Origin of the sequence: Isoptericola sp. NPDC057191, assembly GCF_042670225.1 — a bacterium.
In the GTDB taxonomy this organism is placed as follows: Bacteria; Actinomycetota; Actinomycetes; order Actinomycetales; family Cellulomonadaceae; genus Isoptericola.
Window position 1 is genome coordinate 1 of the sequence record NZ_JBHUWC010000118.1, and the last position, 12,747, is coordinate 12,747.

Annotated in this window: 12 protein-coding genes; 7 read left to right on the plus strand and 5 right to left on the minus strand. The window is 74.4% G+C overall.

Going from position 1 to position 12,747, the window contains the following annotated elements; all coding sequences use genetic code 11:
- A partial coding sequence (locus ACFT55_RS14170; RefSeq protein ID WP_380244479.1) for an RNA polymerase sigma factor occupies positions 1-1,278 on the plus strand: 1,278 nt, incomplete at its 5' end.
- Positions 1,279-1,374: 96 nt separating this feature from the next.
- Here the strand turns inward: ACFT55_RS14170 and ACFT55_RS14175 are convergent.
- A complete protein-coding gene (locus ACFT55_RS14175) occupies positions 1,375-2,343 on the minus strand; it encodes a DMT family transporter (protein ID WP_380244480.1) in 969 nt (322 codons plus the stop codon).
- An 82-nt stretch (positions 2,344-2,425) separates the two neighbouring features.
- On the opposite strand from ACFT55_RS14175, the gene ACFT55_RS14180 reads away from it, so the two are divergent.
- Together ACFT55_RS14180 and ACFT55_RS14185 are read left to right on the plus strand one after the other, a co-directional pair.
- Entirely contained in the window at positions 2,426-3,331 is a 906-nt protein-coding gene (locus ACFT55_RS14180; protein WP_380244481.1) for a LysR family transcriptional regulator, read from the plus strand.
- Between the two features lie 62 nt (positions 3,332-3,393).
- A complete protein-coding gene (locus ACFT55_RS14185) occupies positions 3,394-3,795 on the plus strand; it encodes an FKBP-type peptidyl-prolyl cis-trans isomerase (RefSeq protein ID WP_380244482.1) in 402 nt (133 codons plus the stop codon).
- 156 nt (positions 3,796-3,951) lie between these two features.
- Here ACFT55_RS14185 and ACFT55_RS14190 read toward each other — a convergent pair whose 3' ends face one another.
- The gene (locus ACFT55_RS14190) at positions 3,952-5,229 is read right to left on the minus strand and encodes a class I SAM-dependent methyltransferase (RefSeq protein WP_380244483.1); all 1,278 of its coding nucleotides are present in this window, start codon (positions 5,227-5,229) and stop codon (positions 3,952-3,954) included.
- A gap of 56 nt (positions 5,230-5,285) precedes the next feature.
- On the opposite strand from ACFT55_RS14190, the gene ACFT55_RS14195 reads away from it, so the two are divergent.
- Complete coding sequence (locus ACFT55_RS14195) at positions 5,286-5,639, plus strand: SelT/SelW/SelH family protein (RefSeq protein ID WP_380244484.1); 354 nt, start codon at positions 5,286-5,288, stop codon at positions 5,637-5,639.
- A gap of 17 nt (positions 5,640-5,656) precedes the next feature.
- On the opposite strand, the gene ACFT55_RS14200 is transcribed toward ACFT55_RS14195, so the two are convergent.
- Positions 5,657-6,064: a DUF5997 family protein gene (locus tag ACFT55_RS14200; RefSeq protein WP_380244485.1), complete on the minus strand. Its 408-nt coding sequence runs from the start codon at positions 6,062-6,064 to the stop codon at positions 5,657-5,659.
- A gap of 54 nt (positions 6,065-6,118) precedes the next feature.
- On the opposite strand from ACFT55_RS14200, the gene ACFT55_RS14205 reads away from it, so the two are divergent.
- Both ACFT55_RS14205 and ACFT55_RS14210 read left to right on the plus strand, forming a co-directional pair.
- Positions 6,119-7,024: a LysR substrate-binding domain-containing protein gene (locus ACFT55_RS14205; protein ID WP_380244486.1), complete on the plus strand. Its 906-nt coding sequence runs from the start codon at positions 6,119-6,121 to the stop codon at positions 7,022-7,024.
- 123 nt (positions 7,025-7,147) lie between these two features.
- Complete coding sequence (locus ACFT55_RS14210; RefSeq protein ID WP_380244487.1) at positions 7,148-8,101, plus strand: hypothetical protein; 954 nt, start codon at positions 7,148-7,150, stop codon at positions 8,099-8,101.
- Between the two features lie 10 nt (positions 8,102-8,111).
- Here ACFT55_RS14210 and ACFT55_RS14215 read toward each other — a convergent pair whose 3' ends face one another.
- Both ACFT55_RS14215 and ACFT55_RS14220 read right to left on the minus strand, forming a co-directional pair.
- Positions 8,112-9,665 carry an ATP-dependent DNA ligase gene (locus ACFT55_RS14215; RefSeq protein WP_380244488.1) on the minus strand — a complete coding sequence of 518 codons (1,554 nt, stop codon included), beginning with the start codon at positions 9,663-9,665 and terminating at the stop codon, positions 8,112-8,114.
- 81 nt (positions 9,666-9,746) lie between these two features.
- A complete protein-coding gene (locus tag ACFT55_RS14220; RefSeq protein ID WP_380244489.1) occupies positions 9,747-10,610 on the minus strand; it encodes an aldo/keto reductase in 864 nt (287 codons plus the stop codon).
- A gap of 494 nt (positions 10,611-11,104) precedes the next feature.
- Between ACFT55_RS14220 and ACFT55_RS14225 the strand changes: the two genes are divergently transcribed.
- A partial coding sequence (locus ACFT55_RS14225; RefSeq protein ID WP_380244490.1) for an Ig-like domain-containing protein occupies positions 11,105-12,747 on the plus strand: 1,643 nt, incomplete at its 3' end.

Genomic DNA, 12,747 nt, shown 5'->3' on the forward strand with positions numbered 1-12,747 from the left:
GGCGACGGCGCGGCCTCTCGTCGTGCGGTCGAGGCGGTCTGGCGCATCGAGTCCAGCCGGATCGTCGGCGCGCTCGCGCGGTACACGAACGACTTCGCGCTCGCCGAGGACGTCGCGTCCGAGGCGCTCGCGGAGGCGCTGGTCGCCTGGCCTCGCGACGGCGTGCCGCGCGATCCCACCGCGTGGCTGCTCGCCACCGGGCGCCGTCGGGCCATCGACGCGTTCCGGCGCCGGTCGGGGCGGGACGAGCGGTACGCCGCCCTCGCCCGCGACCTCGGGGAGGGCGGCACGGTCACGGGAGCGCCCGGCGCGATGGCGGGCGACGACGACCTGCTGTGGGACCCGGACCGGATCGAGGACGACCGGCTCGCCCTGCTGTTCGTCTCCTGCCACCCCGTGCTGGCCAAGGAGGCGCGGATCGCCCTCACCCTGCGCGTGGTGGGCGGCCTGACCACGGAGGAGATCGCGCGCGCGTTCCTCGTGCCGGTGCCGACCGTGCAGGCCCGCATCACGCGCGCGAAGAAGACGCTCGCCGCGGCACGGGTGCCGTTCGAGGTGCCCTCCGTCGGGGACCGGCCGGAACGCCTCGGCTCGGTGCTCCAGGTGCTCTACCTGATCTTCTCGGAGGGCTCGACGGCGTCGGGCGGGGACGACTGGATGCGCCCCGACCTCGCGTACGAGGCGGTGCGGCTCGCGCGCGTGCTGACCCGTCTGGTGCCGGACGAGCCGGAGGCGCACGGGCTGCTCGCGCTGCTGGAGCTCACCGCGGCGCGGTTCGCGGCACGCACCGGGCCGGACGGCGCGCCGGTGCTGCTCGAGGACCAGGACCGGCGGCGGTGGGACCGGTCGGCGATCCGGCGCGGCCGCGACGCGCTCGCCTCGGCGGTCGCTGCGGGGCGCGGCCTCGGCCCGTACGGGTTGCAGGCCGCGATCGCGGAGCAGCACGACACGGCTCGCTCGGTGGCAGAGACCGACTGGGAGCGGATCGTGCTGCTCTACGAGGCGCTGGGCCGGGTGGCGCCGTCGCCCGTCGTCGAGCTCAACCGCGCTGTCGCGGTGGCGATGGCGAGCGGACCGGCGGCCGGGCTCGCCGTCGTGGACGAGCTGGTCGCCCGGGAGGTGCTGTCCGGCTCCTACCTGTTGCCCTCGGTGCGCGGGGAGCTGCTGGCGCGGCTGGGCCGGCGCGCCGAGGCGCGGGGAGAGCTCGAGCTCGCCGCCCGCCTGTGCGGCAACGCGCGCGAGCGCGGGGTGCTGGAGCGCAAGGCCGCGGCCCTCTGACCCGCGAGCTGTCAGAACCACGTGCTGCCAGAGCGGGACCTGGTTCTGACAGCTGGCGCGGCCCGAGAGTTGTCAGAACCACGTCACGCTAGGGCGTCACCTGGTTCTGACAGGTCGGGGGCGGCGGGGCAGGGTCGCGACGGCGACACCGGCCAACGCCAGCACCCCGCCCAGCAGCACGACGGGCGCGGGGACCTCGTCGAGCAGCGCCCACGACAGCAGCACCACGAGCGGCGGCACGGCGTACGTCGAGGCCGCCGCGCGCCCCGCGCTCACGCGCCCGAGGGCGTAGCCCCAGGTGGTGAACGCGATCGCCGTGGGGAAGATCCCCAGGTAGACGACGCCGAGCAGGGACGACGTCGGGGCCGCAGCCGCCTGCGAGACGAGGGCGGGCAGGAACGGCAGCGCCGCGACCGTGCCCGCGAGGCAGCCGAGCCAGGTCATGGTGAGCGCGTCGACATGGGGGAGCAGGCGCTTCTGCAGGGTCGCGGCGCCGGCGTACAGGACGGCGGACGCGAGCCCGAGCACCACGCCGGCGACGTCGAAACGGCCCGACGTGGTCGCGACGGCGATGACGACGACGCCCGTGAACGCGACGGCGATGCCTGCGAGCAGCCGCCGCGGGAACCCTTCGCGCAGCAGGAAGCCCGCCAGGACGGCGACGAGCATCGGCGCGATGTTGACCAGCAGCGCGGTGGTCCCGGCATCGAGGTGCTGCTCGGCGGCGTTGAGCGTGAGGTTGTAGGCGCCGAACCACGCGACGCCCCACGCGAGCACCAGCACGAGCATCCGGCCCCGGGGGAGGCGCACGGGCGCTCGACGGCGGAGGCGGGCGATCCCCAGGATGACGGTCAGGGCGGCCGTGCCCACGGCCACCCGGCCGAGGGTGAGCGCGCCGGCGTCGAGGTCGTGGCCGACGGCGCGGACGCCGACGAACGCCGACGCCCACAGCACGACGGTGACCGCCATCGCCGCCACGGTGAGCGCGCCGACGCGGGCTGCGCCCACCGGGGGAGCGGAGGACGGCGTGAGGGCGGGGGCCGGTTGGGCGTCGGGCAGGGCCATGTGCCGATCGTGCCCTGCGACGACGCATCAGCACCAGTTCTGATATCTACCGAACGCTTCAGTCTCGCTGTAGTGTCGCGACATGCTCGACGTCCACCGTCTCCGCGTCTTCCGGTCCGTGGTCGCGAGCGGCTCCGTCGCCGCCGCGGCCGGCAACCTCGGCTACACGCCGTCGGCCGTGAGCCAGCACGTCGCGGCGCTGCAGCGCGAGACCGGGCTGCAGCTGCTCGCTCGGCACGGCCGCGGCGTCCGTCCCACCGCCGCGGGCCAGGCGCTCGCCGCCCAGGCCGACGGGCTGCTCGCACGGCTGGGCGAGGTGGAGACGTTCGTCGCCGACCTGCGCTCCGGGCGGTCGGGCAGCCTGTCGATCGCCTACTTCGCGTCTGTCGGCTCGGCCTGGCTCCCGGCCGTGGTCAGCACCCTCACCGCGGGCTTCCCGGGCGTGCGTCTCGACCTGGAGCTCACCGAGGAGATCCCCGCGGACGCGTCGCGGCGGGCCGACCTCCAGCTCGCCGTCGCGCAGCCCGACTTCCGTCCTGCCGCCGGGACCACCGCGCACCACCTGCTCGACGACCCGTACGTCGCGGTCGTCCGCGAGGACCACCCGCTCGCGGGCCGGGACGAGATCGAGCTGGCCGAGCTGGTCGGCGACCGCTGGATCGACAACGACTTCGCCCGGGGCTGGTGCCGTCGCAACCTGCTCGAGGCGTGCCGTGCGGCGGGCTTCAGCCCCACGTTCGCCGTCGAGGCGCACGACTACCCGACGGCCGTCGCGTTCGTCTCCGCCGGGATCGGCATCACCGTGCTCCCCGCGCTCGGGTCCGTGCGCCCGGCTGCGGGCACGGTCGCCGTGCCCGTGACCCGCCCGGTGCCCGTGCGGTCGATCTACGCGCTCGTCCAGGACGCCGTCGCCGACACCCCGCCGGTGCGCGCGGCGCTCGCCGCGCTGCGCGACGTCGCCGGGTCGTCCTCGCCCTCTGCCGCGTAGGCTGGACGGCGCACTGCCGCCCGGCCACCCGCGGCGGCCCCCGACGAAGACGAGGTACCCCTGTGACCACGCTCCCCACCGCCACCGGCGGCTTCGGCGACAAGCCCGAGATCACGTTCCCCGAGGGTGACGCCCCCGCCGGCCTGCAGGTCCAGGTGCTCGAAGAGGGCACCGGCCCGGTGGTCGACGCCGGCCGCACCATCGTCGTCAACTACCTCGGGCAGACCTGGGGCGGCGGCGTGTTCGACAACTCCTACGACCGCGGCCAGACCATCGACTTCCCGATCGGTGTCGGCGCGGTCATCGGCGGCTGGGACAAGGGCCTGGTCGGCCGCAACGTGGGCGACCGCGTGCTGCTGTCCATCCCGTCGGAGCACGGCTACGGCCAGCGCGGTGTGCCGCAGGCCGGCATCCCGGGCGGCGCGACGCTCGTCTTCGTGGTCGACGTCGTCGGCGTGCGCTGATCCGGACGGCGAGGTAGTTCGCCCCGCGGCGAGGTAGTTCGGCCCGCGACGAGGTAGTCCTGCACACGGCGAGGTAGTCGCCGCACGAGTGCGGCAGGACTACCTCGCCGTGCGTGGTGCTACCTCGCGGTGTCCGGGACTACCTCGCCGTGCGCGTCAGCGGCGGCGGGACCGGGTCACGGTGAACTTCGGGTTCTGCTCGATGTGCACGGTGGGCCCGACGGAGCGGGTGAGTGCCTGCCGGTAGTGCAGCGCGGTGTTGAAGACGCACCACAGCTCGCCGCCCTGGCGCAGCGCACGCCCCGCCGCGCGGAACATCCGGTGCGCCGCGTCGGTCCGGACCGCGGACCGGTCGTGGAACGGCGGGTTGAGCAGGATCAGGTCGACGCTCGCGGGCTCCAGGTCCTCGCCCGCGTCACCCCGCAGCACGACGACGCGGTCGCCGACACCGTTGGCCTCGGCCGTCGCGCGGGTCGACGCGACGGCCGCGGCGGAGCGGTCCGTGCCGACCACCCGGGCGTCGGGGTATCGCAGCGCGAGCACGGTGGCGAGCAGCCCGGTGCCGCTGCCCAGGTCCAGCGCGTCGTGCACGCGGTCGGCGGCGGGCCACTTGCCGGCGGTCGTCAGCAGGAAGCGGGTGCCGAGGTCCAGCGCAGGGCCGGCGAACGTGCCGCCGTGCGCGACGACGGTGACGCCTGAGGGCGTCGAGCCGCCCGCAGGGGTTCCCGCGGTGAGCAGCTCGGCGTCCCGCAGGACGGCGCGCGCGGGGAAGGCCGGTGCGGCGTCGCGCGCCTCGGGGCGCACCCCGGACGCGACGAGCACCCGGGACTTCTGGCGCGCCAGGCTCGCACGGACGTCGGTGAACGACGCGCCCAGCACCTCGTTCATCGAGCGCGTCATGTGCTTGACCCGACCGCCGGCGAGGACGGTGACGTCGGGCGCGGCGACCCGGGCGATCGCCTCGGCGATCTCGGTCAGCTCGGCGAGCGACGACGGGAGCTGCATCAGCACCAGGCGCGCGCCCTCGAACAGCCTCGCCTCGAGGTGGTCGAAGCTGGTGACGTCCACCTCGGGACGGTCTCCCCGGACGGCGTCCATGAGCGGCTCACCGCGGTGGTGCTGGAGGGCAGCCTCGGCGGTGACGGCGTCCGTGGATGCGCGGACCGTCGCCGGGCCGAGCGTGAGCGCGCCGAGCGTGAGCGCACCGAACCGGTCGCCGACGACGACGACGTCGTCGGGCCCGGCGGCCGCGAGCAGCGGGGCCGCCTCGTCCAGCAGCAGCCGGTCGGTGGCGTCGACGGCGACGGGCCCGTCCGCACGGTCGCCGTCCTCCGGCCAAGGGGTCAGCGCGCCCAGCACCGCGGCGAGCCGCACGGCGGGGTCGGCGGGCAGCGCGGGATCGGGCGTGGCGTCAGGTTCGGGAGTGTGGTGCACCTGACCAGTCTCCCCGACGCAGACGGTCCTGCCCGACGGCGCCCTACCCTGGCGCCATGAGCGAAGCCAGCGAGGCGACCGGAACCGATGTGCCGGGGCCGGCGTCGACCGCGCGCGTGTCGATCACCTACTGCACCCAGTGCCGGTGGCTCCTGCGCGCGGCATGGGTGGCGCAGGAGCTGCTGCAGACGTTCCGGACGCGCCTCGGCGAGGTCGCGCTGGTGCCGGGCACGGGCGGGGTGTTCCGGGTCGAGCTCGACCCCGGGGACGGCGGCGAGGTCGTCCTGCTGTGGGACCGCGCCACGGGCGGCGGGTTCCCGGAGATCCCGCCGCTCAAGAAGGCGGTCCGGGACGCCGTCGCGCCTGACCTCTCGCTCGGTCACACGGACCGGGTGCAGCCGGCGCCCTGAGCGTCACGGGGAGAGGGTCAGCGGGAACGGCGCGCCTCGCGCGCGGCCTGCTCGGCGGCCTTCTCCGCCACCCGGTCCTCCTCCTCGCGGACCTTCGCGGCCGTCTCGCGCTCGGCGACGAGCCAGGCGGGCGGGTCGTCGCGCAGCTCGTCGATCTGCTCGGTGGTCAGCGGCTCGGTCACGCCGCCGCGCGCGAGGCCCGCGATGGAGATGCCGAGGCGGCCGGCGACGACGGGCCGCGGGTGCGGGCCCTGACGGCGCAGGTCGTCGAGCCACTGCGGGGGGTTCTTCTCGAGCTCTTCGAGCTCGGCGCGCGTGACGCCGTGCTCCTGGAACTCGGGCGGGGTGGCGGGCAGGTACACCCCGAGCTTCTTCGCCGCGTTCATCGGCTTGAGGACCTGCTGGGAGAAGGGGGTTCCGGCCATGGGCCCCAGCGTAGTCGCGACGGCCCGTGCGCGGCGCCCACGTAGCCTGGTCACGTGACCGAGCAGGCGGACGACCAGGTGGACGACCCGGCGGGCGAGGGCCCTGACAGCACCCCCGAGGTGCCGGACGACGCGCCGGTCTTCCGGCTCGGCTACGTACCGGGCGCGACCCCGGGTCGCTGGGCGGGCACCTGGCGCGACCGGCTCCCCGACGTGCGGCTGGAGCTCGTGCAGGTCGAGGCGGCCGACGCGGCTGCCGCGCTGGTCGACCGGCGCGTGGACGCCGCGGTCCTGCGCCTGCCGGTGGACGGTGACGTGCTGCACGCCATCCCGCTCTACACGGAGGTGCCGGTCGTCGTCGTGTCGCGCGACCACCTGATCGCCGCGACCACCGAGGACGAGGTCGTGACGGCGGACGACCTCGCGGACGACGTCGTGTGGCTGCCGATGGACGACGTGCTGTTCGCGGACGGCGGGCCGGTCCCGGGGCGCGCGCCCACGTCCGCGGACCCGGGGTCCACCGAGGACCTGCGCCCCGCGACCACGGCCGAGGCGATCCAGTGGGTGGCGACGGGCGTGGGCGTCGCCGTCGTCCCGATGTCCCTCGCGCGGCTGCACCACCGCAAGGACGTCACGTCCCGGGTGCTCGACGGCGGCCCGGGTGCGCCGGTGGGCCTGGCCTGGCTGGTGGAGGGCCTCTCCGACGAGGAGCGCGAGCTGGTCGAGGAGATGATCGGGATCGTGCGCGGCCGCACCGTGAACAGCTCGCGGGGCAGGGCAGGGCGCGACCGGGGCGAGGCGGCGGAGCCCTCGCGGGGTGCCGGGGACGGCGGGCGGACGGGCCGGGCAGCGGGGCGGCGCGAGGGCGGACGCGGGGGCAAGCAGCCCCCTGCGCGACGCCCGCGCGGCGGCGGGAAGCCCGGGCAGGGGAGGGGTCGAGGAGGGCGCGGAAGGCGCTGAACGGCACCAATGGGCAGGTTGGGGTGAATCTCCAGAAATTTCACCCTTCCACGGATGAATCGGACTCGCTAGCATTCCGGCGTCCGTCGCTGCGGTCGATCCCGCCTGCCCAGAGGAATACTCGTGCGCACTCCTGCCGTCCTCGGAGCCTCCGTGCTCCTGCTCGCCTCTCTCGCCGTGGCCGCTCCCGCCTCGGCCACGCCCTCGGGTCAGTGGCAGGGGGTCGACGACACCCGCAACGGCGCGCACTGGGACGGCGGCTCGGCGGCGGCCGGCGACACGACGTTCGGCTGGGCCGCGGACACGCGGTCCTGGGACGGCGACACCTGCCCCGACATGGACGTCGCCAAGACGAACACGACCGGCGACCCGCTCACCGTCGACCTGGTCGCGCCCGAGGGCAAGCTCATCTCGGCGTACTGCATCAAGTCGGGCTCGGCGAAGCAGGGGGAGGGCCCCAAGATCGTCGTCCTCGACGAGCCTGTCGCCACGCTGACGATCGCCTACCCGACCGGGGGCAAGTGCAAGGCGATCAGCCACTACGCGGTCGCCTACGTGGACGCGCCGAAGCCCCCGGTGACGCCGGGTACGCCGGAGACGCCCGGTACGCCGGAGCAGCCCGGGACGCCGGAGCAGCCCGGGACGCCGGAGCAGCCCGGGACGCCGGAGCAGCCGGGCACGCCGGAGCAGCCGGGCACGCCGGAGCAGCCGGGGACGCCGGAGCAGCCGGGGACGCCGGAGCAGCCGGGGACGCCCGAGCAGCCGGGCACGCCGGAGCAGCCGGAGCAGCCGACCCCGTCGCCGTCCTCGACCCCCCTGGCGACGGCCCCCGCGGACGACGAGACCCCCGGCATGGGTGGCGCGGACTACGCGGACGACACGCCGCCGACGGACGGGACCGTCGCGGACACCAGCGGCGGCACCCTGGGCCGGGTGCAGGAGCAGGCTGCGGTGGAGGCGCCGGAGTCGCTGCCCGTCACCGGGGCGCAGGTCCTCGGGATCGCGATGGCGGCCGTCGCGCTGCTGGGCGCCGGCGCAGGCGCGCTGCTCTGGGTCCGCCAGCGCCGCGCGAGCTGACGACCCGGGGTCAGCTCGCCGAGGTGAAGGCCGCCGCCAGGGCGCGCACGGTGTCCACCGTGTCCGCCTCGGCGGCGGTCTTGTCGTCGCGGTAGCGGACGACTCGCGCGAACCGCAGCGCCATGCCGCCGGGGTAGCGGGTGGAGCGCTGCACGCCGTCGAAGGCGATCTCCACCACCTGCTCGGGGCGCACCTGCACGACGTACGACGAGCCGTCCGTGGGCGACGTCGCGAGCTCGGTGAAGCGCTCGGTCTGCCATGCGAGCATCTCGTCGGTCATGCCCTTGAAGGTCTTCCCGAGCATGACGAACCCCCCGGTGTCGGGGTCGCGCGCGCCGAGATGGATGTTCGACAGCCAGCCCTGCCGGCGCCCGGAGCCCCACTCGACGGCCAGGACGACGAGGTCGAGCGTGTGCCGCGGCTTGACCTTGACCCAGCCGGCACCGCGGCGGCCGGCGGCGTAGGGGGCGGCGAGGTCCTTGAGGACGAGACCCTCCTGTCCCGCGGCGACGGTGTCGGCGAAGAACTGCTCGACCTCGGCGACGTCGGCGGACACGAGGCGCGGCACCACCACCTCAGGGGGCAGCACCCGGTCGAGCACGGCGAGACGTTCGGACGCAGGCGCGTCGATGAGGTCGGTGCCGTCGTGGTGCAGGACGTCGAAGAACCGCACCGTCAGGGGCACGGTGGCGCTGCCCGCCTCGGCGTCGTGGCTGCCCGTGCGCGCCGCCGTCTCCTGGAAGGGACGCGGCCGGCCGGCGTCGTCGAGCGCGAGCGCCTCGCCGTCGAGCACCACCGCGCGCACGTCCAGGGAGCGCGCGACCGCGACGACCTCCGGAAGGCGCTCCGTGACGTCGTCGAGGGACCGCGTGAACACGACGACGTCGTCCCCGCGGCGGTGCACCTGCACACGGATGCCGTCGAGCTTGGTGTCGGCGGCGACCGCCGCGCCGTCGAACCGTTCCAGCGCGGCGGCGACGTCGGGGGCCGACGCGGCGAGCATCGGCCGCACCGGGCGCCCCGGCTCGAGCCGGAACGCCTCCAGTGCCGCGGCGCCACCGTCGAGGGCGGCTCGGGCGATCGGACCGGTGAGGGCGCTGAACATCGCGGCGCGGCGCACCACCGGCAGCGGCACGTCGGCTGCGGCGGCGATCGCGTCGAGCAGCAGGGAGTCCAGCGCACCTTGCCGGAGCTCCCCGAGCACGAGGCGTCGCACGAAGTCCTGCTCGTGCGCGGTCGCACGGCCGAACAGCTCGTCGACCGCGCCACGCCGCGCGGCCTGCGACCCGGCGCCCGCGAGGCGCTCGAGCCGGTCGAGGGCGGCGTCGACGTCCGCCGGGCTCAGCGTCGGCTCGTCGGCGGGCGGCGGCAAGGTGCCGAGGGTGCGCCAGCCGAGCCCGGTGCGGCGCTGCCGCGGACGACCGGACAGGAACGCGGCGGCGACCTCCACCTCGTCGCCCGGTGCTGCGGTGCGCAGCGCGTCCGCGAGCAGCTCGCGCTTGCGCAGGCGCGAGCGCGTCGCGGCGACGGCGGCATGTGTGGCGACCAGCTCGGCGAGCAGCACCCGACGATCGTCGCACCCACCTCCGACGCTGTCGCGCCTGCCCTGGCCGTCGTCCTGCCCGCCGCCGGGAGTGGTCGAGGCTCAGAGCTCCTCGTAGACCGCCGGGTCCTGGTCGTTGGTCCGGCCGTCGGGCCGGCCGAGGCCGGTGATGCGGGCCATCTCCTCGTCGGTGAGCGCGAACGAGAACAGGTCGAGGTTGTCGGCCTGTCGTTCCGGGCTGGACGCCTTGGGGATCGGCACGACGCCGAGCTGCACGTGCCAGCGCAGGATCGCGCGAGCCGGCGAGACGTCGTGGGCGGCGGCCACCTCGGCGACCACCGGGTCGGCGAGCAGCGCGCTGGCGCGGCCGATCGGGCTCCACGCCTCGGTGACGATGCCGCGCTCGGCGTCCGCGGCCCGCTGCTCGGCCTGCGGGAAGTAGGGGTGCAGCTCCACCTGGTTCACGACCGGCGTGACCCCGGTGGCCTCGATCACGGCGTCGAGGTGCTCGGGCAGGAAGTTGGAGACGCCGACGTGCCGGATCAGCCCGCGCTCGCGGCAGTCGACGAGCGCCTGGTACGCCTCGACGTATCGGCCGAGCCGCGGGTTGGGCCAGTGGATGAGGTACAGGTCGAGGTGGTCGAGACCGCTGCGGTACACGGACTCCTCGACCGTGGCGACGGCGTCGGCGTAGGCCTGCCGGCGGCCGGGCAGCTTCGAGGTGACCAGCAACTCGTCGCGCGGCACGGACGCGGCGCGGACGGCGCGGCCGACGGCGCCCTCGTTCTCGTAGCTGAACGCGGAGTCGACCAGGCGATAGCCGGCGTCGATCGCACGAGCGATCGTGTCGGCGCCGTCGGCACCCCTGAGCTTGTAGGTCCCGAAGCCGACGGCGGGGATCGGTGTGCCGTCCCCGGCGGTGCGGTGCGGGACGTCGGGCAGGGGGCGCGTGTCGCTGTCGGTCATGGCCTCATTCCACACCCGCGACCAGGGCGCACGCTGAGTCGCTCGGCACCGAGCGACGTGCATGGAGCGTGGAGGCGGACTGCCGCGCCATTTCTTTCGGGGGCCTCTATGTCTTTCAGAAACGGTCGCGAGTTGCGAATTTGTATCGATGCGGCGTCGATGTCGTCGGGCTTTGGACGTCGCCCGTCGCGCCAAGAGATCAGACATGGGTCGACGCTTGCGCGGAGCCGATCGGGAAAGGAACCCTTCGTGCCGACCCGGGGCACGTAGAGGTGGTGTGACGTGCAGAGATCCTGGCGCTGACGCGCATGACAGGAAGGTCCGACCGCGCAGTGACGACCGACACCTCCGAAAGTGCGTGCGAATTCTGCAATCCGGCCACACGGCCCCGATTCGGCTGAGAGCGTGGTGCTGCGATCCGTTAGCCGGTGTTCCAGAGAAGGTGGTGCGCTCGGCCGGCTCGCGTGTCGATGACCTCAAGCTGAAGGACCGAGATGACGCACAGCAACCACACCTCCATCCCACCGACGACGTCGGCGTCCTCGCTCACGAGGGGGAAGCGGCCCGGGCGCACCCTGCCGTTGGTCGTGGCCACCCTAGCCACGGGTGCGCTGACCCTCTCGGGCGGCGCTGCTCTGTCCGCTGCTGCCGCTCCCGCCACCACGGGGAACGGCGCGGGTGCGGTGGTCCAGGCGCAGTCGGGGGAGCAGGTGACGGACTACGGCATCTACCACCTCGCGGTGGCTTCGGACGAGGGCGACGGGTTCACGGGGCCGGGATCGACCGGGGTGTTCACGTACAGCACGTACCCGAACGCGACGTCGGACACCCCGATCGTGCTGCAGCACGGTCAGGTGCTCACGCGCACGCTGACGATGCCGGTCGGTCTGGAGCTGGACGGCCCGTTCGCGGGCGCCGACCAGTGCCCGACCGACGGGAACCTGTTCGGCGAGGACGAGCTCGAGGGCGGCCTGGGGACCGCGTCGTGCAGCGTCAAGGACAACGGGGACGGCACGCACACCTACACCGTGACCCAGACCTACGGCGAGCATGTGAACGAGTGGACGCTGTCCACGGCACTGAACGGGTCCTCCCGCCTGAAGCAGACCGGTGAGATCCCCGAGGGTTCGGTCCTCACGCTGGAGCAGTCGATCACCGACGACTACACCGCGACCGAGGGTGCGCAGCGTGCCCAGACCGGGCCGATCCCGCTCGCCTCGCCGGACGACACCGACACCCAGGGCACCACCGACACCGAGGGTGACGTGACCGCGGACGGTGCGGACACGGGTGCGGACACGCAGGGCGACGTGGACGCCGACGCTGCCGACAGCGGCGCGGACACGGACTCGAACGCGGCAGACAGCACCGCAGACACGCAGGGTGATGTGACCGCGGACGGTGCTGACACGGACTCGAACGCGGCAGACAGCACCGCGGACACGCAGGGTGATGTGACCGCGGACGGTGCTGACACGGGTGCGGACACGCAGGGTGACGTGACCGCGGACGGTGCTGACACGGGTGCGGACACGCAGGGTGACGTGGACGCCGACGCTGCTGACAGCGGCGCGGACTCGAACGCGGCGGACAGCACCTCGGACAACCACGGTGACGCGGACGCGAGTGCTGCGGACGCAGGTTCGGACGCGGGGGCGTCGGGCACGGCGTCGTCGGGTGGTTCGGCCTCGGCGTCGGGTACCGCGAGCGGCACGGCGTCGGCGCAGGGCGCTGCGGACGGTGTGTCGGACGTGATGGTGGAGATCACCTCGCCGCGTGACGGGCAGACGGGGATCTCGAACCGTCCGACGATCACCGGTGTCGGCACCCCGGGTGTCTCGATCAGCCTGAACGGCCGGTCTGTGGCTACCGACGGTGGTGCGGGCTCGGGTGGTGGTGTGGCGATGCTGGTGGCCGCGGACGGCACCCTGGTGGCCGGCGCGACCAACGTCGACGCGGACGGGAACTGGACGTTCCGTCCCGCGACCGCCCTGGCGGACGGCCTGTACACGCTGACCGCGATCGCGACCGACGCCGCGGGCGACAAGGCGTCCGACACGGTCACCTTCACCGTGGGCGAGGCGACCACCGGCACCGGTGGCGGTACGTCCGCGACCGACGGCGACAGCGCGGACCA